At 70.4% G+C, this 20,524-nt stretch carries 19 protein-coding genes and 2 pseudogenes; 5 read left to right on the forward strand and 16 right to left on the reverse strand.

Translation table 11 applies throughout. The features are described 5' to 3' along the window. A pseudogene (locus UW392_RS49140) lies at positions 1-218 on the forward strand (carboxylate--amine ligase); the annotation flags it as partial. Positions 219-231: 13 nt separating this feature from the next. Here the strand turns inward: UW392_RS49140 and UW392_RS49145 are convergent. The 4 genes from UW392_RS49145 to UW392_RS49160 form a co-directional block, all read right to left on the reverse strand. Further along, positions 232-774, reverse strand: a complete 543-nt coding sequence (locus UW392_RS49145; RefSeq protein WP_320781901.1) for a DUF1360 domain-containing protein — start codon at positions 772-774, stop codon at positions 232-234. Continuing rightward, on the reverse strand, positions 758-1,711 hold the full coding sequence (locus UW392_RS49150) for a Rieske 2Fe-2S domain-containing protein (RefSeq protein WP_320781993.1): 954 nt from the start codon (positions 1,709-1,711) through the stop codon (positions 758-760). The genes UW392_RS49145 and UW392_RS49150 overlap by 17 nt, the downstream gene beginning before the upstream one ends. Before the next feature lie 91 nt (positions 1,712-1,802). Then, positions 1,803-2,255: a DUF4383 domain-containing protein gene (locus tag UW392_RS49155; RefSeq protein WP_320781902.1), complete on the reverse strand. Its 453-nt coding sequence runs from the start codon at positions 2,253-2,255 to the stop codon at positions 1,803-1,805. 118 nt (positions 2,256-2,373) lie between these two features. Continuing rightward, on the reverse strand, positions 2,374-2,784 hold the full coding sequence (locus UW392_RS49160; protein ID WP_320781903.1) for an ATP-binding protein: 411 nt from the start codon (positions 2,782-2,784) through the stop codon (positions 2,374-2,376). 305 nt (positions 2,785-3,089) lie between these two features. Between UW392_RS49160 and UW392_RS49165 the strand changes: the two genes are divergently transcribed. Next, positions 3,090-4,091 (forward strand): arabinan endo-1,5-alpha-L-arabinosidase, encoded by a 1,002-nt coding sequence (locus tag UW392_RS49165; RefSeq protein WP_320781904.1) that lies wholly within the window; start codon positions 3,090-3,092, stop codon positions 4,089-4,091. Between the two features lie 122 nt (positions 4,092-4,213). On the opposite strand, the gene UW392_RS49170 is transcribed toward UW392_RS49165, so the two are convergent. The 5 genes from UW392_RS49170 to UW392_RS49190 all read right to left on the reverse strand — a co-directional run bounded on the left by UW392_RS49170 (position 4,214) and on the right by UW392_RS49190 (position 9,590). Then, positions 4,214-5,857: a histidinol-phosphate transaminase gene (locus UW392_RS49170; protein WP_320781905.1), complete on the reverse strand. Its 1,644-nt coding sequence runs from the start codon at positions 5,855-5,857 to the stop codon at positions 4,214-4,216. Positions 5,858-7,272: 1,415 nt separating this feature from the next. After that, positions 7,273-7,431, reverse strand: a complete 159-nt coding sequence (locus UW392_RS49175; protein ID WP_320781906.1) for a hypothetical protein — start codon at positions 7,429-7,431, stop codon at positions 7,273-7,275. A 233-nt stretch (positions 7,432-7,664) separates the two neighbouring features. Then, positions 7,665-8,087: an arsenate reductase ArsC gene (locus UW392_RS49180; protein ID WP_320781907.1), complete on the reverse strand. Its 423-nt coding sequence runs from the start codon at positions 8,085-8,087 to the stop codon at positions 7,665-7,667. Further along, positions 8,080-9,186: an ACR3 family arsenite efflux transporter gene (arsB, locus tag UW392_RS49185; RefSeq protein WP_320781908.1), complete on the reverse strand. Its 1,107-nt coding sequence runs from the start codon at positions 9,184-9,186 to the stop codon at positions 8,080-8,082. Before arsB ends, UW392_RS49180 begins: the two co-directional genes overlap by 8 nt. Next, positions 9,183-9,590 (reverse strand): metalloregulator ArsR/SmtB family transcription factor, encoded by a 408-nt coding sequence (locus tag UW392_RS49190; protein ID WP_320781909.1) that lies wholly within the window; start codon positions 9,588-9,590, stop codon positions 9,183-9,185. The genes arsB and UW392_RS49190 overlap by 4 nt, the downstream gene beginning before the upstream one ends. Positions 9,591-9,671: 81 nt before the next feature. On the opposite strand from UW392_RS49190, the gene UW392_RS49195 reads away from it, so the two are divergent. Both UW392_RS49195 and UW392_RS49200 read left to right on the forward strand, forming a co-directional pair. After that, a complete protein-coding gene (locus tag UW392_RS49195; RefSeq protein ID WP_320781910.1) occupies positions 9,672-10,142 on the forward strand; it encodes an ArsI/CadI family heavy metal resistance metalloenzyme in 471 nt (156 codons plus the stop codon). 266 nt (positions 10,143-10,408) lie between these two features. Further along, a pseudogene (locus tag UW392_RS49200) lies at positions 10,409-10,546 on the forward strand (NUDIX hydrolase); the annotation flags it as partial. A gap of 256 nt (positions 10,547-10,802) precedes the next feature. Here the strand turns inward: UW392_RS49200 and UW392_RS49205 are convergent. From UW392_RS49205 to UW392_RS49235, 7 genes are all read right to left on the reverse strand, one after another. Then, entirely contained in the window at positions 10,803-11,957 is a 1,155-nt protein-coding gene (locus tag UW392_RS49205; RefSeq protein WP_320781911.1) for an aldose epimerase family protein, read from the reverse strand. Between the two features lie 57 nt (positions 11,958-12,014). Then, positions 12,015-13,256: a multiple monosaccharide ABC transporter permease gene (gene mmsB / locus UW392_RS49210; RefSeq protein ID WP_320781912.1), complete on the reverse strand. Its 1,242-nt coding sequence runs from the start codon at positions 13,254-13,256 to the stop codon at positions 12,015-12,017. After that, entirely contained in the window at positions 13,253-14,803 is a 1,551-nt protein-coding gene (gene mmsA / locus UW392_RS49215; protein ID WP_320781913.1) for a multiple monosaccharide ABC transporter ATP-binding protein, read from the reverse strand. Before mmsA ends, mmsB begins: the two co-directional genes overlap by 4 nt. Positions 14,804-14,836: 33 nt before the next feature. Continuing rightward, complete coding sequence (gene chvE / locus UW392_RS49220) at positions 14,837-15,949, reverse strand: multiple monosaccharide ABC transporter substrate-binding protein (RefSeq protein ID WP_320781914.1); 1,113 nt, start codon at positions 15,947-15,949, stop codon at positions 14,837-14,839. 151 nt (positions 15,950-16,100) lie between these two features. Then, on the reverse strand, positions 16,101-17,069 hold the full coding sequence (locus tag UW392_RS49225; protein WP_320781915.1) for a hypothetical protein: 969 nt from the start codon (positions 17,067-17,069) through the stop codon (positions 16,101-16,103). 199 nt (positions 17,070-17,268) lie between these two features. Then, on the reverse strand, positions 17,269-18,273 hold the full coding sequence (locus UW392_RS49230) for a zinc-dependent alcohol dehydrogenase (protein ID WP_320781916.1): 1,005 nt from the start codon (positions 18,271-18,273) through the stop codon (positions 17,269-17,271). Further along, entirely contained in the window at positions 18,270-19,433 is a 1,164-nt protein-coding gene (locus tag UW392_RS49235) for a mandelate racemase/muconate lactonizing enzyme family protein (protein ID WP_320781917.1), read from the reverse strand. The genes UW392_RS49230 and UW392_RS49235 overlap by 4 nt, the downstream gene beginning before the upstream one ends. 257 nt (positions 19,434-19,690) lie before the next feature. Between UW392_RS49235 and UW392_RS49240 the strand changes: the two genes are divergently transcribed. After that, entirely contained in the window at positions 19,691-20,503 is an 813-nt protein-coding gene (locus tag UW392_RS49240; RefSeq protein WP_320781918.1) for a hypothetical protein, read from the forward strand. Positions 20,504-20,524 lie beyond the last annotated feature (21 nt).

A 20,524-nucleotide genomic window follows, 5' to 3' on the forward strand; every position in this document is an offset into this window, starting at 1 on the left:
CCGGCGGCGCGCGCCGCCGGGCCGGTGACGTCGTGGGCCGGCTCCTCGAGCACATCGCGCCCGCACTGGACGCGGCGGGGGACACCCGGGAGGTGACCTCGCTCGTCCACCGCCTGCTGCGGCGGGGCACCGGCGCCGACCGGCAGCGCCGGGCCCTGGCCGCGGGCGGACTCGGCGCCGTCACCGAGATGGTCGTCGAGGAGAGCAGCGCGCCCTGACGCGCGCCGCGCGTCACTCCCCGGTGGTCTTCTCCACCAGTGCGGCGTACGTCAGCTGCAGCGCGTCCGCCCCGGCGAGGGCGGTGAGCGCGCCCATGGCCGTACGGGTGGCGCGGGGGCAGAGCAGCTGGCCGGCGGTGAGCGTCGAGGCCACCCAGACGCTCATGCAGAACGGGCAGGTCATGAGCTCTCCGACGGTCTCCCTGCGGTCCTCGTCCCGCGCCTCCTCGTGCAGTTCTGCGGGGCCCTGCGGGCCGACGTACCGGGTGAAGGGCGCCCGCAGCGGGCTGGTCACCGAGGCCTTGCTCAGCAGCCGGCTGAGCCGGAACGTGGCCACGGCGGTCAGCGCCACGTCCCAGGGCACGGGCCGGTCGGGCAGCGGGCGCCCGCGCAGCCGTACCGCCGCCCCCCAGGCGGCGGTGTACGCGCCGAACGCCGCCATGGCCGTCAGGTAGCCGCGCAGCGGCCGTTCGTGGCCGTCCGAGTAGGTCTGTTCCGCCTGCCGGAGGAGGGCGCGCAGGCGCCGTCCGAGGCGGCTGTCAGCTGCTGTGCTCATGGGCCGCGTCCGCTCCTGTCGCTGTCCGTCGGCTCGCTCCACCGTCGTCCTCCGGCCGTACGCGGTCCTGCCCGCGCAGCCGTACCTCCACGTGGCCGTCGACGATGCGGGTGTCGAAGGCGGGCTGCGGAGCGGTGGCCGGCCCGCGGACGTTCCAGCCGTCGCTGAGCCGGAAGACACTGCCGTGCCAGGGGCACTCGACGCAGCCGTCGTCGACGGTGCCCTCCGCGAGGGGCCCGCCGAGGTGGCTGCACCGCTCGGCCAGCGCGTGCACCTCACCGCCGGTCTCCCGCACCACCAGCACCGGCACGTCGTCCACACGGCGCCGTACGGCCCGTCCGGCCGGGAACTCGTCCACGGCGCCGATCCGGTGCCAGCCCTCCCGGACGACGTGCGGGACCTCTTCGGCGTGGTTGGCGCCGGAGGCCTGGCGGTAGGCCAGGTGGCCGCCCAGCATGCCACCGACACCGACCGCCGTCAGCCCCAGGAAGCCGTACGTCCGGCCGGCTCCTGAGCGCCCCTTGAGGCGGCAGGCGAGCGAGGCCGCGTAGAGGCCGACGGCCGCCGTGTTGGCCACGGCGTGCACCAGCCCGACGCGCTGCTGCTGCCGGTGCAGCTCCGCCCAGTCGACGGCGCCGGCGAGGGCGGCGGGCGCCGCGGCGGCCAGCCCGACCCCGACCAGCAGGCTCGCTCCCGCCCCCGTCTCGGACGCGCGGCCGGGCCGCGCGTCGAGCACGGCCGCGGACAGCCAGCATCCGATGGGCACCTGCACGGCCAGGGGATGCACCGGGTGTCCCAGTTGACGGCCGTGCAGCGCGTCACGGGCGGGCCCCAGCGGCAGGGCGTGGACCCCCTTGCGGAGTGTCTCGATCACCCGGTCGGCCCGTGGCTCCCGCTCCAGGCGGTCCAGGAGCCACAGAACCCGGTTCTGCCGCATCACGCGGCGACGTGACGTCGTACGGAGACTCATGGGCAGCCGGGTCCCCGCCCGTGCGGAGCGCAAACGGGACGCGGGCGCCGGACGCCGGTCACCTGCGCCCGGCGGTGGCCGGGCGGGTGAGCAGCGCGCCGAGGGCGATCATGCCGATGCCGAGGAAGAAGTGCAGCCAGTTGTCGGCGGTGTTCACCGGCACGAAGTTGGCCGCGCTGTCGTGGCCGATGAACATGCCGTACAGCCACAGCACCAGGTAGACGGCGCCGCCGGCCAGCAGGTACGTACGGGCGGCCGAGGCGGTGCGGGCCAGCGCGATCCCCGCCACGCCGAACGCCAGGTGGACCAGGTTGTGCAGCACGGAGACCTGGAAGATCCCGAGCAGCTTGGCCTCGGAGTGGTGCGAGGCGAAGGACATCGTGTCGTAGTGCGTGGTGATCCCCGGGACGAACCCGAGGATGCCCACCAGCAGGAAGACCGCGCCCACCGCGAGGGCCGCCTTCTGTACGGGCGTGCGGGTCGCGGAAGAGGTACCGGCGTGGGTCGTCATGGCAGCCCAGTCTTTCTACGGTCGCGTCGGATGAACGTGTGCGCGCCGCGAGTACCCCGGCTGCGCCGCGTAATCTCCGTATCGCTCCGTACTCCCCGGCCGCCGGCCTCCGCCGGGCTCAGTGCAGGCGCATCGCCAGGGTCACCGCGGCTCCCGAGGTGCCCGCCGCGACGGTGAGGCGGTCGGTGACGAGGTGGGCGAGCCAAAGGCCGCGGCCGGAGCGGCTGTCGTCGAGACCGGGGAGGAGTTCGGGGATCGCGGGTGTGAAGCCGGGGCCGTTGTCGGTGATGCGGCACTCCAACTCGTCCGCCCGCCGGCGGAGTTCGAGATGGCCGCGTCCGCCCGCGTGCTCGATCGCGTTGTCGGCGATCTCGCTGATGGCCAGGGTGAACTCACCCAGGCGTACCCCGGCCAGCCCCTCGGCGGCCGCCCTGTCCTCCACCATGGCGCGCAGGACGGACAGGTTCGCTTCGGTGAAGTGCCGTTTCAACAAGACCGTCTCGGAATCCTCTAGGCCGCTGAGCCGCATATATCCACGCTATCCGTGTCGGGTCGATCCGTAACCGAAGGATCGCGTGGGGATGAAGTAAGGCCGGAATTGTGCGATCGCGATCGCTGAACGATTCCTTCCGGGCGCTTGTTGTACGGGGTGCCGTTCGAGTATCCGTACGCGCTCGAAGTCATGTGTGAGTCACGGAAGTTGCCCGTGTGAGAACCGTTGACGCGCCCTCGCTCCGACTCTACGGTGCGGGCACATCGGCGTCCGAAAGCACGGCCGTTGTTCGACATGTCGGACGTCTTCGGATCAACTCCCCCACCTCTCGGAGGTTCCGAGTGAGCCGCTCCCCGCGTCGTTCCCCCACCCGCCGCGCCTCCCGCAGAACCGCGCTGCTCGCCGTCCCCGCGGCCGTCCTGCTCGCCCTCGTCCCCGGCACGGCGAGCGCGTACCCGAACCCCGGGCACGTCACCGGGTCGACCGTCATCCACGACCCCACCATGATCCGCACCTCCTCCGGCCAGTACCTCGTGTACGCCACCGGCGGCGGCATCTCCTCCAAGTCCTCCACCGACCGCATCGCCTTCAGCGCGGGCGCGGACGCCTTCCGCACGAAGCCCGGCTGGTGGTCGACGTACTCCTCGGTGCCGGAGGCCTGGGCGCCCGACATCTCGTACCAGGGCGGCCGGTACCTGATGTACTACTCCGTCTCGTCCTTCGGCTCGCAGCACTCGGCGATCGGCCTGGCCACCTCGACGACCGGACAGCCGGGCAGCTGGACCGACCAGGGCACGGTCTACACGTCCAGCTCCGCCAACGACTTCAACGCCATCGACCCCAACCTCTTCGTGAACGACGACGGCAAGTGGTGGCTGTCCTTCGGCAGCTGGTGGGGCGGGATCAAGATGATCCAGATCAACCCCTCCACCGGCAAGCAGCTCTCGTCCAACACGGCCCGGTACTCGCTCGCGTACCGCCCGACCGGCACGAAGGCGGTCGAGGCCCCGTACATCGTCAAGCGCAACGGCTACTACTACCTGTTCGCCTCGTACGACACCTGCTGCGCCGGCACCAGCTCCACGTACAAGGTCAAGGTCGGCCGTGCCACCTCCGTCACCGGGCCGTACCTCGACAGGAACGGCGTCGCGCTGACGAACAACGGCGGCACCCCGGTCCTGGAGTCCCACGGCCGGTACATCGGCCCCGGCGGCCAGTCGATCTACAAGGACGTGGACGGCGACCTGATCGTCTACCACTACTACGACGGCCAGGACAACGGCACGCCCAAGCTCGGCGTCAACCTCCTGAACTGGAGCAGCGGATGGCCCGTCGCGTACTGACTCCGCTGACCGCGCTGCTCCTCGCCCTGGCCCTGGGGCAGCCGCCCGCGAGCGCGGCCCCGTGCACCAGGTAGCCGGATCCTTCCCGGCCGCGTCAGGGGCGCCGTTCGTGCACGTTGTGCCTAGAACGTCCCCGCCTGCGGCCAGCCCACCGGTTCCGGCTGGGTGCGACCGCGGACCTGGGCGGCCGTGAGGCCCTGGGCCGCGCCCGTCGCGCGGCGGTTCGCGGCTGCCGCGGCCATGCCGGGCATGCCCGTCTGGGCGGCCGGGGCGAGGCCGGCGGGCGCGGCGGGCGACATGCCCGGCAGGGCCGCCGCGGGCATGGGCGCGGGCGGGGGCACGGACGCGGGCATGGGCGGCGGGGCGGGCATGGCGGCGGCGGGCGCCGGGACCGCCATCGGCTGCGGTACGGGCGCCGGGATGGCCATCGGCTCCGGTACCGGCAGGGGGGCCGCCAAGGGCTCCGGTACGGGCACGGGGGCCGCCACCGGCTCCGGGACGGGAGCCGGTGGCGGCCCGGGCAGCTGCGCCACCCGGTCCGCGAGTCCCAGCGCACCCGACCCGTTCGTCTGGCTCATCAGCCGGTCGACGACCGCCGTGCCCGAGCCGTAGGCGGTCCCGGAGGCGGGCTCGGGCACGGCGGCTCCCCTCCTGGTCCCGTACAGCACCGACTCCAGGCCGGTCACCAGGCGGCGCACGTCCGCCTCGGGCCGGACCACGAGCCGCAGGAAGCGGCTGGACGAGCCGATCTTGTTGCCGCACTCCCGGACCAGGATGCGGTGCTCGGTGAGCAGCCGGTCCCGGACCACGGTGCCCTCGGCGCCCACGGGCAGACGCACGAAGAGGAAGTTGCCCTGCGACGGGTACACCGTCAGACCGGGCAGCGAGGAGAGCATGCGGGCCATCTCGAGCCGGTCCCGGCGCACCTGGTGCAGGCTCTCCAGGTACTCGGCGCCGTGCTCCTTGAGCATGAACACCACGTGCTCGGCGAAGGAGTTGAGGTTCCACTTCGGCAGCATCGAGCGGACCTTGCCGGCGAGCGCCGGGTTGGCCACCAGGTAGCCGAACCGTATGCCGTGCAGGCCGAAGTTCTTGCCGAGGCTGCGCAGCACGATGACGTTGGGCCGCATCACCGCCTCCGCGACGACGCTCGGCTCGGACTCGGCGTCGGCGAACTCCAGGAACGACTCGTCGACGACGACCAGGTCCAGGTCGGCCAGCGCGTCCAGGAACTGCACCACCGCCTGTCTGTGCAGGAAGCCCCCGTCGGGGTTGTTGGGGTTGCAGATCACGGCGGTACGGGTGCCGCGGGCGCGGATGAACTCGGCGTACTTCGCGAGGTCCAGGGTGAAGCCGCTGGACTCCTGGAGCGGGAACATGTCGACGCGCTTGCCGGTCTCCATCGGCTGGTCGGTCCAGCGGCCGAAGGTGGGGACGGGGACGGCGAGGGACTCCCGGACCAGCAGGTGGTCGATCCAGGTGATGAGCTCGGTGGAGCCGTTGCCCATGGCCACGCAACTCGGCGGCAGTTGGAGGAGGTTGCAGAGCTCGGCCGTGATGGTGTCGGCGCTGCTCGGGTAGTACGTGACGATCTCGCGCAGCCGTCCGGCCAGCTCGTCGAACATGGCCGGGGTGGGGAAGTACGGGTTGCACGGGATGCAGAAGTCGACCGGCCCGGCACCGTCGCCGCCCTCGCGCGTCAGCGCCGCCATCGAGGGACTGTGCGCTGCCGTACCGCGAAACAGCCCGGTGACGTTACCGGCCATGGGACCTCCGTAGGGGGCGGGCCCGCCGGAGGAGGGCGGGCCGCTCCTGCATACGGATGCCGTGTTGGTGTTGTTCAATCCCTTGTTCACCACTCGCTCAACCGCGTGTGCGTCCGGTGACCGGGCCACCCGTCGCGGCGACGGGCCGGGCCGCCCGCCCCTCGGGGGAGCAGCGACGACGTTCCGGACCGTCTGACCTGGGAGCGGGGGCTCCCAGCCCTGGGCGGTGTGTCCGCACGACCGCGGTTCGCGGCGGTGTCCCGGCGGCGCATCGCGGGCACAGCGTCTCGTCGCCCACGGGACGGAACAGGAGCGGCTGGATATGACGATCACCCTCGCACTCGCGCATGGCGGCGAGTCGGGCCGACAGGCGGGGGCCGGGCGCCGGGGCCGGGGCCTCCGGAGCAGGCAGCGGTGCCCGCGTGTGTGCGCGTGCCTCCGGCACCACCGGCCCGACGTCCCGGAGCAGATGTCGGAGCAGGCCGCCGGGTTTGTGGACCGGGCTGCCGTCGGCGGGTAGGCCGCGCAGGACGTGCGCCCGGACGGCGGAGGGCGTGTGCCCGGCCGCGAGCCAGCGGGCGGTGAGGTTCGTCAGCTCCTCCCGCATGGCCCGGGGAACGTGCCGAAGATCGGGTGAGAGCTGAGGAAAGGATGCGACGAGGAGGCGGGCTCCTGGCAGGCAGGAAGCGTCCGGGATGTCGGCCGCTCCCGCGGCGCTTGCCTTGGTGATGACCGGCGCGGGCGGATGGTGGGAGGTGTCTCCCACAGGGTCTTTCTTTGGATGACCGTCGGAGTGCCGAGGAGTCGGAGCACCGACGGCCGGAGTACGGGGACTCGGTGCGGCCTGCGGCGACGTGGGTGACGTGGGCGACGGGGGCGTCCGCGCCAGCATCTTGGCTGCCTCGGCGGGGCTCAACGGAGCGTTGGAGACGAGCTGTTGAGTCGCCCAGAGACCGCCGGCTACCTGAACCCGGCGCTCGTGCACGAAGCCCTCCTCCTTCAGCTGGCGCTTGGCGCGAGTGAAGGCGGTCGCACCGATGCCGGCGCGTTCGGCGGTGCGGGACAGCGACTCGCGCGCTCCCTCCGGAAGGGAGAGCTGCCAGGTCAGGAGGCGCACGGCGTCGGAGGTCAGCCGCGGGTGCCTGATGATGTCGTGGGAGAACTGGGTGTACGCGCGCGGGGGCGCGATAAAGTGCCGGTACATCACGGTGGAGGCTCGTTCCACTAGTGGTACAGGCCCTCGCGTACGGTTGGCGCCGTCGCGGGGGCTGCCTTTTTGCTGTTGTCGGGGCGACCGTACCGCACGGAGGGTGTACGTGTGGACACGTTGAGCTAGTGCCGCTCTTGTGGGCGATGCTCACTCGTACGACTCAACTCGGCGCTTTGCCTCTCGACGAGAAAGCCGCAAGGGCGTTTCAGATACCGGCTGTGCCGTCCGTCGCCGATTGTTGGAATCGGGAGGCGGCGATCAACTGCGCGACCGCCTCGGGGCTGCCCAGCGTGCCGGGGCCGTCCATCGGTATGGACCAGTACGAGCGCCGCGCGTACGGCGCGGTGTGCTGGGGATGTGGCACGCCGAGGCAGCAGCGCGAGCCAAAAACCTTCACGCCCGGCATTAACTCGATGCGCCAACGGTGATCGTCGTGCTGCGCCGGCTGGCACGAGGGCGTAGTAGAACTGGGAGATGGTGCTAATTTCAAGCTCTGCCTGGTAGAGCAGGAATGCGTCATGGTTGCCGAAGTCGCCCTCTTGCGAATCCGAGCACCTCTAGGTATGGATGCCACCTACGTTCCGGCACGAGCCGCGCTCACTCAGGCCCTCTCGCATCGATTCCATGGATGAGGCCACGGATGCGCTGCGCTATCTCATCGCGAATGGGACGGACGGCTGCGATGCCCTGCGCGGCCGGGTCGGGGAGCTCCCAATCGAGGTAGCGCTTGCCGGGGAAGACGGGGCAGGTGTCGCCGCATCCCATGGTGATCACCACGTCCGAGGACTGTACGGCGTCGACGGTCAGCGCCTTGGGCGTCTCGGCCGAGATGTCGATGCCTACCTCAGCCATGGCGTCGACGACGGCCGGGTTGACGGTGTCGGCGGGGGCGGAGCCCGCCGAGCGGACCTGGACGCGGTCGCCCGCGAGGTGGGTGAGGAAGGCGGCGGCCATCTGCGAGCGTCCGGCGTTGTGGACGCAGACGAACAGCACGGACGGCAGCGCGGCGGTGTCAGACATGCGCGGGGTCTTCCTGGGGTGTGGGAGTGAGGAAAAAGCGGCGGGCGCGGAGTGAGACGTAGACGAGGCCGATGAGCACGGGTACCTCGATGAGGGGGCCGACGACACCGGCGAGGGCCTGGCCGGAGGTGGCGCCGAAGGTGGCGATGCAGACGGCAATGGCGAGTTCGAAGTTGTTGCCCGCGGCGGTGAAGGCGAGCGTGGTGGCGCGCGGGTAGTCCAGGCCGACCGCGCGGCCCAGCGCCATGGACCCGGCCCACATGGCGGCGAAGTACACCAGCAGCGGCAGCGCGATACGGGCGACGTCGAGGGGCTGTGAGGTGATGGCGTCGCCTTGCAGGGCGAAGAGGACGACGATGGTGAACAGCAGCCCGTACAGGGCGAAGGGCCCGAGGCGCGGAATCAACTGCGTCTCGTACCAGGGGCGGCCCTTGACCTGCTCGCCGAGGCGGCGGGTGAGGTAGCCGGCCGCGAGCGGGATGCCGAGGAAGATGAGCACACTGCGGGCGATCTCCCACACCGATACATCCAGCGCAGTCTGCTCCAGGCCCAGCCAGCCGGGCAGGACGGAGAGATAGAACCAGCCGAGCGCGGCGAAAGCGATCACCTGGAACACGGAGTTCAGGGCGACCAGGACGGCGGCGGCTTCCCGGTGGCCGCAGGCGAGGTCGTTCCAGATGATGACCATGGCGATGCAGCGGGCCAGACCGACGATGATCAGGCCGGTGCGGTACTCGGGCAGGTCGGGGAGGAACAGCCAGGCCAGGGCGAACATGAGCGCCGGGCCGACGATCCAGTTGAGCAGCAAGGACGACAGCAGCAGGCGGCGGTCTCGGGTGACGGTGTCGAGGCGGTCGTAACGGACCTTGGCCAACACCGGATACATCATCACCAGCAGGCCCAGCGCGATCGGCAGGGACACGCCGGTCACCGTCACTGTGGCCAGCGCCTGCCCCAGCGCGGGGACCAGGCGGCCGAGTCCCAGCCCGGCGGCCATCGCGGTGAGGATCCACAGCGCGAGGTAGCGGTCCAGGAACGACAGGCGGCCCGGGACGCTCCCCTCCGCCGCAGATGCGGTCGCGGGTGCAGGTGCGGTCACGAAGCGGCCCCGGCCGGTGCCGTGCGGTCCGGCAGCGGATCGCCCGCGGGGCGGGTGAGGATGCCCGCGAGGCGGTCGGTCATCTCCGGCACCAGCCAGTAGTAGACCCAGGTGCCGCGCCGCTCGCAGTCGATGAGTCCGGCCTGCCGCAGCAGTTTCAGGTGGTGCGAGATCGTCGGCTGGGACAGGTCGAAGGCCGGGGTCAGGTCGCACACGCAGACTTCACCGCCCGCCCGTGAGGCGATCATCGACAGCAGCCGCAGCCGCACCGGATCCCCCAGCGCCTTGAACACCTTTGCCAGCTCGACGGCCTGCCCCTCGTCCAGAGGCGCGGTCAACAACCCTGGGCAGCAGGCAGCCACACCATCGTCCTGGCCCAGCACCACCAGCTCTTGATTCGACATGTATCTATATTGACATCCTTCGATCCAGGCCGCAAAGCTTGCATCGAAAGAAGTCAATGCAATCCCGATGGGAGCACCGCCATGTCTCGCGCTCAGCTCGCCCTGCGTGTCAGCGACCTGGAGGCGTCGGTCACCTTCTACTCGAAGCTGTTCGGCACCGAACCGGCCAAGCGGCGCGAGGGCTACGCCAACTTCGCCCTCACCGAACCGCCGCTCAAGCTCGTCCTCATAGAGGGTGAGCCCGGCCAACACACCCGCCTCGACCACCTCGGCGTCGAGGTCGAGTCCACCGAGCAGGTCGACGCGGCCGCCACCCGCCTGAAGGACGCCGGCCTGGCCACCTTCGAGGAGAACGACACCTCCTGCTGCTACGCCCTCCAGGACAAGGTCTGGGTTCACGGCCCCGGCCAGGAGCCGTGGGAGGTCTACGTCGTCAAGGCCGACGCCGACACCCTCGGTAAGAGCGCCGACGCCGCCCCCACCGGCGACGGATGCTGCACCAGCCAGCCCAGCGGGACCGCCTCGGCCGCAACGGGATGTAGCTGCGGCTGACCAGCAGCGTCGCGGGCGCCTGCGGTGGTTGCTGTGCAACAGGGGAGCGCAGCAACCACCGCAACTGAAGGCGGCCATCAGGGGCCGCCGATGACCGCACGAACAGCGTTCTGTACCGCAATAACCTTCCGGCCGAGTGTTCGGGACAGTGCCTGGTGTACCGGGCGGCGAGCGTCTCTGTAACCACCGGTCCACCGGCCGTCCCCCATTTCGTCACTCTGACATGAATCGGTAGCGAACCTGCACAGCAGCCTGACGGGCGCAGGTGGGAGTACCACGTCGTCAAGCCCCTGATCTACGCCGAGCCGGCCAACGGGATCACCGACTCGCAGCACCACGTCTTCCGCATCGACGGCGCGACCTACGCCCCAGCTGCGTACGAGCCCCAACCAGATCGAGTGGAACGCGCGGGCTCGCTGGTTGGTGCGGTTTTTCCGCCACAGGGCATCCGCAATCAAGGGCTCGGCCCTCCGCTCACGCGGCTGACCCCGACAAGCGAAGACCGGACCACCCTCAGCCTGGACGGCATCGCGGGTGGTCCGGTCACGGGAGCTCTGATCAGGACCCCGGTGCCGTGGGCACCGGGACGATCCGTGTGCCCGAATGCAGGTGTGGCGGCGCCCCCCGGGAGTCGATCACGCTGCCGAAGGCCACGTCACGTCAGGAACCGAAGGCGTGCACCGTCGTGGACCGGTACGTCCGCCCCGGCCGCAGCACCGTGGACGGGAACGACGGCTGGTTCGGCGAGTCCGGGAAGTGCTGGGTCTCCAGGCAGAGCGCGTCGCCCTGCCGGTAGACGCGGCCGCCGGTGCCGACCAGGGTGCCGTCCTGGAAGTTGCCGGAGTAGAACTGGAGTCCGGGCTCGGTGGTCGCGATGCGCAGCGTCCGGCCGGAGCGCGGGTCGCGCAGCGTCGCGATGTGCTCGGGACGGGAAGTGACGCCCTTGTCGAGCGCCCAGTTGTGGTCGAAGCCCTGGCCGTACAGCACCTGCTGGTGGGCGACGCGGATGTCCTCGCCGACGGTCTTGGCACGGCGGAAGTCGAACGGGGTGCCCGCGACGCGGGCGAGTTCGCCGGTGGGGATGAGGCCGGAGTCGACGGGGGTGTAGCGGGAGGCGTCGATCGTCAGCTCGTGGTCCTCGACGGTGCCGCTGCCCTCGCCCGCCAGGTTCCAGTAGACGTGGCTGGTGAGGTTGACGACCGTGGCCTTGTCCGTGGTCGCCTCGTAGTCGATGCGCCAGTCGCCGCCGCGGGTGAGGGTGTACGTCACCTTCGTGCGCAGCGTGCCGGGGTAGCCCATCTCGCCGTCGACGCTCGTGTAGTACAGGTACAGGCCGACGTCGGAGCCCTTGGTGAACGGCTCGACGTCCCACACCCGCTTGTCGAAGCCCTGGGCGCCGCCGTGCAGGGTGTTGGCGCCGTCGTTGACGGAGAGCTGGTACGCCCTGCCGTCGAGGGTGAAGCGGCCCTGGTCGATGCGGTTGCCGTAGCGGCCGATCAGGGCGCCGAAGTACGGGCTCTTCGCGACGTAGTCGTCCAGGTTGTCGAAGCCCAGGGAGACGTTGGCGTAGCGGCCCCGGCGGTCCGGGATCTCCAGGGACTGCACGACCCCGCCGTACGACAGGACCTTCAGTCGCGTGCCGCCGTTCTCCAGCGACCAGCGATGGACCCTGGTGCCGTCCGCGAGCGTGCCGAAGAGTTCCTTCACCGGCTTCTTCCCGCCTCCCGTGGCGTGTGCGGTCGCGCTTCCCAGCGTGGTGGCGGTGACGCCCGCCGCCGCCGCGCCCGCCATGACCGTTCGTCTGCTCAGTTCCATGTGCGGCTCCCGTGAAATGAGAGGGGCCCCGCCTTCCGGCGGGGCCCCGTCCGACTTTTACGAACCGACCCTGCGCTTGTTCCACACGTCGAACCCGACCGCCGCCAGCAGCACCAATCCCTTGATGACCTGCTGGTAGTCGGTGCCGATGCCGACGAGGTTCATACCGTTGTTCAGCACGCCGAGGACCAGACCGCCGATGATCGCGCCGAGCACGGTGCCCACGCCGCCGCTCATCGACGCGCCGCCGATGAACGAGGCGGCGATCGCCTCCAGCTCGAAGTTGAGGCCGGCCTTGGGCGAGGCCGCGTTGAAGCGGGCGGCGAAGACCAGACCCGCCAGGGCCGCGAGCATGCCCATGTTCAGGAAGACCAGGAAGGTGACCTTCTTGTCCTTCACGCCCGACAGCTTGGCCGCGGGCAGGTTGCCGCCGATGGCGTAGATGTGGCGGCCGATGATCGCGTTGCGCATCACGTAGCCGAAGCCGACGACCAGCGCTCCCAGGATCAGCAGCACGATCGGGGCGCCCTTGTAGCTGGCCAGCAGCATCGTGACGACCAGCACCGCGGCGCTGATCGCGACCAGCTTCAGTACGAACAGGTTGGTGGGCGGCACCTCGAGGGCGAACTCCTGCTGCCGCTTGCGGTCGCGGATCTCCTGGAGCACGACGAACGCGATCAGCGCGAAGCCGAGCAGCAGGGTCAGGTTGTGGTAGTTCGTCTCCGGCCCGACCTCGGGCAGGAAGCCGTTGGCCACCTTCTGCAGGCCCTCGGGGAACGGGCCGAGGGTCTGGCCCTCCAGGAAGATCTCCGTCGCGCCGCGGAAGACCAGCATGCCCGCCAGGGTCACGATGAACGACGGTATGCCGAGGTACGCGATGAAGAACCCTTGTGCCGCGCCCGCGGCCGCGCCGACGGCCAGGCACAGCAGCACGGCCAGCGGCCAGGGTATGTCGTTGCGCACCATGAACACGGCGGCGATCGAGCCGACGAACGCCGTCAGCGAGCCGACCGAGAGGTCGATGTGGCCCGCGATGATGACGAGCATCATGCCGATGGCGAGGATCAGGATGTAGCTGTTCTGCAGCACCAGGTTGGAGACGTTGCGCGGCAGCAGCAGGTCACCCTCGGTCCACACGGCGAACAGCGCCACGATCAGCCCGAGGGCGATCAGCATGCCGTACTGCCGCATGTTGCGGCGCAGGCCGTCCAGGACCAGCTGCAGCAGCCCTCCGCCCGCCGAGCCGCCCTTGCCGGGCGGCGCCGGGGTCGGCGACTTGGCGGTCACGTCCGTGCTCATCGGGTTACCTCTTTGTCCTTCGTCATCTGGCGCATCAGCGCTTCCTGTGAGGCCTCGGCCCGCGAGAACTCACCGGTCAGCCGCCCGGCGGCCATGGTGTAGATGCGGTCGCACATGCCGAGCAGCTCCGGCAGCTCGGAGGAGATGAAGACGACCGCCTTGCCCTCGGCCGCCAGCCGGTCGATGACCGTGTAGATCTCGTACTTGGCGCCGACGTCGATGCCGCGCGTCGGCTCGTCCAGGATCAGCACCTCGGGACCCGCGAAGATCCACTTGCTGAGGACGACCTTCTGCTGGTTGCCGCCGGACAGCTTGCCCACCGGCTCGAAGACGGTCGGGGCCTTGATGTTCATCGTCTTGCGGTAGCCCTCGGAGACCTGCCGCTCGTCGTGCTCGTCCACCACACCGCGCTTGGCGACCTTGCCGAGGGCGCTGAGCGAGATGTTGCGGTTGATGTTGTCGATGAGGTTGAGGCCGTAGTGCTTGCGGTCCTCGGTCACGTACGCGATGCCGTGCCCGACCGCCTCGGGCACGGTCCTCGTACGGATCTCCTCGCCGTCCTTGAGGACGGTGCCGCCCGCGTGCCGGCCGTAGGTGCGCCCGAAGACGCTCATCGCGAGTTCGGTGCGTCCGGCGCCCATGAGGCCCGCGATGCCGACGATCTCCCCGCGCCGCACCTCGATCGACACGTCGTCGACCACCTTGCGGGTCTGGTCGATCGGGTGGTGCACGGTCCAGTTGCGGACCTCCAGGGCGGGCGCGGCGCCCTCCTCCGGCTGGTGCGGCGTCCGTTCCGGGAAACGGTTCTCCAGGTCGCGGCCGACCATGCCGCTGATGATCCGGTCCTCGGTGGTCTCCTCGGAGGCCACGTCGAGCGTCTCGATGGAGCGCCCGTCGCGGATGATCGTCACCGAGTCGGCGACCCTGCGGATCTCGTTGAGCTTGTGGGAGATGATGATCGAGGTGATGCCCTGGTTCTTCAGCTCCAGGATGAGGTCGAGCAGCTTGCCGCTGTCCTCGTCGTTCAGCGCCGCCGTCGGCTCGTCGAGGATGAGCAGCTTCACCTCCTTCGAGAGCGCCTTGGCGATCTCGACGAGCTGCTGCTTGCCCACGCCGATGTCGGCGACCCGGGTGTCCGGGTGGTCCGAGAGACCGACCCGGCGCAGCAGCTCGGTGGCGTGCCGCAGCGTCTCCCTCCAGTCGATGAACCCGCCCTTGGCGTGCTCGTTGCCGAGGAAGATGTTCTCCGCGAGGGAGAGGTACGGCGACAGCGCCAGCTCCTGGTGGATGATGACGATGCCGCGCTGCTCGCTCGCCCGGATGTCCTTGAACTCGCAGACCTCCCCCTCGAAGAGGATCTCCCCTTCGTAGGAGCCGTGCGGGTGGACGCCGGAGAGGACCTTCATGAGGGTCGACTTGCCGGCGCCGTTCTCGCCGCAGATGGCGTGGACCTCGCCCTTCCGGACGGTCAGCGTGACGTCCGACAGCGCCTTGACGCCGGGAAAGGTCTTGACGATCGAGCGCATTTCCAGGACGGGTCCCGCCATGGTCGTGCCTTCCTTTTCCTTCGGTGCCGTCGGTTACTTGAGGTCGCTCTCCTTGAGGTAACCGGAGTCGACGACGGCTTCCTGGTAGTTCTCCTTGTCGACGCTCACCGGCTCGAGCAGGTAGGCGGGCACGACCTTGGAGCCGTTGTCGTAGGTCTCCTTGTCGTTGAGCTCCGGCTCCTTGCCGTCGAGCGAGGCCTCGACCATGTTGGTGGCGACCTTGGCGAGCTCGCGGGTGTCCTTGTAGACGGTCATCGACTGCTGGTCGTCGATGATCGACTTCACCGAGGCGAGTTCGGCGTCCTGGCCGGTGACGACCGGCAGCGGCTTGTCCTTGGTGCCGTAGTTGTCCGACTTCAGGGCGGACAGGATGCCGATGGAGATGCCGTCGTACGGCGAGAGCACCGCGTCGACCCGCTCGCTCTTGTACGCGGAGGTCAGGATGTCGTCCATGCGCTTCTGGGCGGTGCCGCCGTCCCAGCGCAGGGTGGTGACCTGGGTCAGCTCGGTCTGCTTCGAGCGGACGACGAGCTTCTTGTCGTCGATGTACGGCTGCAGGACGCTCATCGCGCCGCCGAAGAAGTAGCGCGTGTTGTTGTCGTCGTTGGAGCCGGCGAAGAGCTCGATGTTGAAGGGGCCGTCCTCGGAGCCGTCCTTCAGGCCGAGCTTCTCCACGATGTAGTTGCCCTGGAGCTCGCCGACCTTCTCGTTGTCGAAGGACGCGTAGTAGTCGACGTTGTCCGTGCCGAGGATCAGGCGGTCGTAGGAGATCACCGGGATGTCGGCGTCCTTGGCCTGCTGCAGCACGTTGTTGAGCGACTTGTTGTCGATGGCCGCGACGATCAGGGCGTCCACGCCCTGCGTGATCAGGTTCTCGATCTGGGAGACCTGCTGGTCGGGGTCGTCCTCGCCGTACACCAGCTTGGCCTCGAAGCCCTTGGCCTCCAGGTTGTCGACGACGTACTTGCCGTCGGCGATCCAGCGCTCGGAGGACTTGGTGGGCATGGCGACGCCGACGGTGGCGCCGTCCGCGCCGTCCTTGCCCTCCTCGCTGCCGCCTTCGCTGTTCTGGCCGCAGGCGGTGAGGGTGAGGGCGAGGGAGGCGGCCGAGGCCATGGCGGCGAAAGCGGCTCTGCGATTGCGCATGATCATCTTCCTTGATGTGTTGGCAGCGCGGTCGGACGTACAACGCGGGGTCGTGGCAGGGGAGTTGCCGGTACGGTGCGGACGGGCAGAGGAAAGTGTGTGTGATTGTGCGCGGCTGTGTCTGCTTCCGTGCCGCGTCTTTGTTCGAACGTTATGCAGGAGTGGCGAAGCGGTTCAGCTTGCCCGGCAGCCGGGAGCCCAGGGGCGCCATGTCGCCGTCCGCCCCGTGCCGCGCGAGCAGGTCCAGGGCGAGCCGGCCGCGCCGCACCCGCTCCCGGGCGGTGGACAGCGTCAGGTCCCGCATGTGCTGCCCGTACGGGTAGATCCCGGGAGCCTTGGACAGGCCGAACTTCAGGTAGAGCGGGGCGCCGCGCCGGATCAGCTCGGCGACCTCGTACATCCGGACGTACCCGCCGAGGTCGTCGGGCGCCTCGATGTACATGTCCATGGGGGCGCCCGACACCCGGCGTATCTCGGTCAGGTGGTCCAGGGTCAGGTCGCTGGGCACGTTGATCGAGTCGGCGCCGAGGTTCTCGTACAGCGCGTACGAGGCCGGGTTCACCGGGCCGATCAGCGCGGACACCTTCAGGGTCGTGTCGGCGGGGATGATTCCGGCGGCCCGCGCCCGGTGCAGCGTCCACAGCACGCCCTCGTCGGCGACGAGCAGGCACTTCACCCCCAGCTCCGTGGCGCGGACGGCGTCCTCGACACAGCCGGCGACCGCGTCGTGGCCCCGGGCGCGCAGGCCCGCCCCGCGCGAGTCGGTCCGGGTCGAGCCGCCGATGTCCCAGGTGCCGCGCGGGCCGGTGAACAGGCAGAGCTCGATGGAGCGCTCGGCGGTGGCCCCGACCATCTCGGTGATCTCGGCGTCGGTCAGCATCCAGACGCCGCTGCCCTGGCTGATCCGGTGGATCGGCACATCGAGCCGCGAGGCCTCCTCGAGGACCACAGCCAGCGCCTCGGGTCCCTCGCACGAGGGGATCTCGGTGCGCCAGCGGCCGCCGTCGGGGAAGGCGTGCGGTGAGGCGTCGGCGGGGTCGGGAGCGGGCGCACCCAGGCCGAGCGCGGCGAGCGCCTGCTCGCCGGGGCGACGGGGTGTCGTGGCGGAAGCGTCGGTCACAAGCTGTCCTTCGAGTTCGATATTTCGGACGGAGTTCGCGGCTCTGGGGCGGAGGCTGCCGGGGTGCGCGGGGGCGGTGGTGCGAGGTGCGGAGGTGCTGGGTGTGCGCCGGTACGGAGCGTCAGGTCTCCGTACCGGCGCACGGCTCTCGGGGTGGTGCCGGCGGTTCCGCCGGCGTGCCTCCGGTGCTCGGTGCTCGTCAGGGCCGCAGCAGGACCTTGCCGACCTTCGGGTCGCCGGCCCCCACCAGCTCGATGGCCCGGTCGAACTCGGCCAGCGGCAGTTCGTGCGTGACCAGCGGCAGCGGATCCAGCAGACCGGCCGCGAAGACCCGCACCGTGTGCGCCCACGCCTCGGGCGGCGCCCCGAACACGGTGTGCACCTCCAGCTGCCGTACGACGAGGTCGGTCGGGTCGAGTCCGTCGGCGCCCGGCGCGGGGATCCCGGTGAGTACCAGCCGGCCACCGCGCCGCAGCAGCCCGGCGGCCGTGCGGGCGGCGTCCGCGGACCCGGCGGTCTCGATGACCACGTCGAAGTTCCCGGGCAGCTCCTGGTCCTTGGTGCGGAAGTCCGTGGCGCCGAAGCTCCGGCAGAGCTCCGCACGGTCCGGACGGGTGCCGACGACCAGCAGTTCGGCCGGGCTGCCCGCCTTCAGGAACTGAACGGCGAAGACCCCGAGCGTCCCGGTGCCCACGACGGCCACCCGCTCACCAGGGCGGGCGTCCGCCTTGAGCGCCGCGGCCGCGATGCACGCGGCCGGCTCCAGCAGGGCGGCCGCCGTCAGATCCGCGTCGTCGGGCAGCACGTGCAGCAGACGGGCGGGCAGCGTGAGCGTGGCGGCCATCGCACCCGGCTGGGTGAACCCGGTCTCCTCGTACCCGGCCGTGCACAGCGTGGTGTCGCCCGCGTGGCAGCGGTCGCACACCTGACAGTTGCGGAAGCCCTCGCCGACCACCTTGCGGCCTACAAGAGTCGAAGGCACGCCCGCCCCGACCGCAGCCACGGTCCCGGACCACTCGTGGCCCGGCGTGAGCGGGTATCGCACGTACCCTTCGGGCCGGTTGCCCTGGTAGACCTCGCGGTCGCTGCCGCAGATACCGGAGGCGTGCACCCGCACCAGCGCCTCACCGGCCTCCGGCTGCCGCGGCTCGTGCGGGACCAGCCGGTGCTCGCCCGGCGCCTCGACGACGACCGCGGTGCTCACTGGCTCCCCTTGGGCTTGCGCTGCTCCCAGCCCTTGGCCCACAGGTCGAACCGCGCCTGCTGCTGCGGGAACTCGGCGGCGGCGTCCACGTCGAGCTCCACGCCCAGGCCGGGCGCGTCGGACAGGTGGAAGCAGCCGTCCTCCGGGTCCACGTAGGGCGCGCCCTTGATCACCTTCTTGATGTCCGCGTCCGCGAAGTCGTTGAAGTGCTCGAGGATCTTGAAGTTGGGGGAGGTGAAACCGACCTGCAGCGAGGCGGCGGTCAGCACCGGACCGCCCACGTTGTGCGGCGCGACCAGCACGTAGTGCGCCTCGGCGGTCGCGGCCAGCTTGCGGGTCTCCCAGATGCCGCCGATGTGGCCGACGTCGGGCTGGACGATGTCCACGGCCTGGCTCTCGAACAGCTCGCGGAACTCGATCCGGTCGTGGATGCGCTCACCCGTGGCGACCGGCATGTCCACCTTCGCGGCCACCTTCTCCAGCGCCTTGAGGTTCTCCGGCGGCACCGGCTCCTCCAGCCACGCGGGCTTGAACGGCGCCAGCTCGTGCGCGAGCCGTACGGCGGTGGCCGGCGAGAACCGCCCGTGCATCTCCAGCATCAGCTCGGCCTCGGGCCCGATGGCGTCCCGCACGGCCTCGATCAGGGAGACCGCGTACAGGGTGTCCTTGTGGTCCAGCTCGAACTGACCCGTGCCGAAGGGGTCGATCTTCAGCGCCCGGTACCCGCGCTCCATCACCCCCTGGGCGGCCTTGTGGTACGCCTCCGGGGTGCGCTCGGTGGTGTACCAGCCGTTGGCGTACGCCTTGACCTTGTCGGTGACCTTGCCGCCGAGCAACTGCCAGACCGGCACGCCGAGGGCCTTGCCCTTGATGTCCCAGCAGGCCATCTCGATCACCGCGATGCCGGACATCACGATCTCGCCCGCGCGCCCGTAGTCGCCGTACTTCATCCGGCGCACGAGGTCCTCGACAGCGAAGGGGTCCGAGCCGAGAATGTGGTTGGCCTCCGCCTCCTTCAGGTAGCCGAGGAGAGCGTCGGTGTGTCCCAGCATCCGGGTCTCGCCGACCCCCGTGAGCCCCTCGTCGGTGTGCACCTGGACGTAGGTCAGGTTGCGCCAGGGTGTCCCGACCACGTGTGTGCTGATTCCGGTGATGCGCACGGCAGTGTCCCTCGCTGCTTCGTCGGTCCTTGTGTCGATGCTCGGTCGTGTTCGAGATTTCGTCACACGTTCGAAATGCTGGCGTGACAGTAAGGACGGCGTGAGGGGAGTGTCAATGGGTCGAACGCATAACGGTTTCGCCAAGACGGGTGACCCCCGCCCTCTCAACTCCCCAAACCGGAACGGGCACTTCCCTACACAACATTCACAGCAGCCTGTGCGGATTCGCCCCGCGGAGAACTTAGTCTTCCCGCGACATGGACTACTGCCACCCGTGCCGACGGCACCTCAACGGCGCCCTCGCCTGCCCCGGGTGCGGCGCCCCGGTCGAAGAGTTCCGCCCGTACGCGACGGACGACGGGACGCGCCCGCCCCAGGAGGCCGGGGAGGCGGACACCGCGGCCGGCCCCGGCGGCGGCGGGGGCGGTGACGGCGGGGGCGGTGACGACGGGGGCGAGGACGGCGGCCGTTCCGGGCGCCGCGATCGCAAAGCGGCCGCGCACCGCCGGCGCCGCCGCCGCATCCTCTACGCCGGTGCGGGGCTGTTGCTCGCGGCGGGCGGTCTGAGCCTCGCGGAACTCGGCATCGAGGCGCCGGGCTCGCACCCCGACGCGACGACGGTGGCGGACGACGGAGCGGTGGACGCCCCGGCAGCCGAGGGCTCACCGTCCCGGCAGGGCGGCACCACGGGGGCGATCGGCGAGGACACGGGTCCGTCCGCCACCGCCGAGGACTCGGCGTCACCGACGGACCCGACGTCACCGGAGGACGGCGAGGACGGCGAGGGCGAAGGCGAGGACGGCAAGGTCGACGGCGACGAGGAGGGCGACGGGGGCGAGGAGTCCCAGGGCGGCGACGCGCACGGGGGCGGGCAGGGGGACGAGGGGGAGCGGACGGAGGAGCCGCCTCCCGGGAACTCCGGCCCCGACCCGACGTCGTCGTCGGCACCGGGAGCCACCCCGGCCCCCGAGACCTCCACGGCTCCGGACCCCGACCCCCCGTCCGAGGAGCCGCCCGCGGACCCGTCACCTTCGGAAACGTGCGACCGGTTCCTGTGGTGGTGCACCTGAGGACCGGGTCGCTCTGAGGGT

It is taken from the genome of Streptomyces sp. CRN 30 (assembly GCF_034105845.1).

What these genes read in the sequence shown, in the direction of transcription:
- UW392_RS49155 (WP_320781902.1), bottom strand. Translation starts at nt 2,255, where the DNA reads ATGACGACCCACGCCGGTACCTCTTCCGCGACCCGCACGCCCGTACAG.
- chvE (WP_320781914.1), bottom strand. Translation starts at nt 15,949, where the DNA reads ATGCGCAATCGCAGAGCCGCTTTCGCCGCCATGGCCTCGGCCGCCTCC.
- UW392_RS49150 (WP_320781993.1), bottom strand. Translation starts at nt 1,711, where the DNA reads ATGCGGCAGAACCGGGTTCTGTGGCTCCTGGACCGCCTGGAGCGGGAG.
- UW392_RS49170 (WP_320781905.1), bottom strand. Translation starts at nt 5,857, where the DNA reads ATGGCCGGTAACGTCACCGGGCTGTTTCGCGGTACGGCAGCGCACAGT.
- UW392_RS49190 (WP_320781909.1), bottom strand. Translation starts at nt 9,590, where the DNA reads ATGTCGAATCAAGAGCTGGTGGTGCTGGGCCAGGACGATGGTGTGGCT.
- UW392_RS49180 (WP_320781907.1), bottom strand. Translation starts at nt 8,087, where the DNA reads ATGTCTGACACCGCCGCGCTGCCGTCCGTGCTGTTCGTCTGCGTCCAC.
- UW392_RS49145 (WP_320781901.1), bottom strand. Translation starts at nt 774, where the DNA reads ATGAGCACAGCAGCTGACAGCCGCCTCGGACGGCGCCTGCGCGCCCTC.
- UW392_RS49160 (WP_320781903.1), bottom strand. Translation starts at nt 2,784, where the DNA reads ATGCGGCTCAGCGGCCTAGAGGATTCCGAGACGGTCTTGTTGAAACGG.
- mmsB (WP_320781912.1), bottom strand. Translation starts at nt 13,256, where the DNA reads ATGAGCACGGACGTGACCGCCAAGTCGCCGACCCCGGCGCCGCCCGGC.
- UW392_RS49240 (WP_320781918.1), top strand. Translation starts at nt 19,691, where the DNA reads ATGGACTACTGCCACCCGTGCCGACGGCACCTCAACGGCGCCCTCGCC.
- mmsA (WP_320781913.1), bottom strand. Translation starts at nt 14,803, where the DNA reads ATGGCGGGACCCGTCCTGGAAATGCGCTCGATCGTCAAGACCTTTCCC.
- UW392_RS49195 (WP_320781910.1), top strand. Translation starts at nt 9,672, where the DNA reads ATGTCTCGCGCTCAGCTCGCCCTGCGTGTCAGCGACCTGGAGGCGTCG.
- UW392_RS49205 (WP_320781911.1), bottom strand. Translation starts at nt 11,957, where the DNA reads ATGGAACTGAGCAGACGAACGGTCATGGCGGGCGCGGCGGCGGCGGGC.